Annotated in this window: 1 protein-coding gene; it reads left to right on the top strand. The window is 68.5% G+C overall.

The window, feature by feature from the left end; translation table 11 throughout:
* Nucleotides 1–241 (top strand): hypothetical protein (locus JK363_RS41860; RefSeq protein ID WP_201883549.1); only part of this gene is annotated, 241 nt, incomplete at both ends.

Consider the following 241-nt stretch of genomic DNA (forward strand, 5'->3'; position numbering starts at 1 on the left):
TGGTGACGGGAACGTCATCGTCGCCGATGTCGACTGGGAACGCTTCGCGGGCACCTTCATGGCACAGCGGCCCAGCCCGCTGCTGCGTGAACTGTCCGAAGTCCGTGCCGTGTTCGAGGCCACGTCGGCGGAGCAGGGCACGTCGGCCCTTGCGCAGCGACTGGCCGGCTTGGACGACGCTGAGCAGGAGCGGCAGCTCACCGACTTGGTCCGGTATGAGGCGGCTGCGGTGCTGGGGCAT

Source organism: Streptomyces coffeae (assembly GCF_016741875.1).
Classification (GTDB): Bacteria; Actinomycetota; Actinomycetes; order Streptomycetales; family Streptomycetaceae; genus Streptomyces; species Streptomyces coffeae.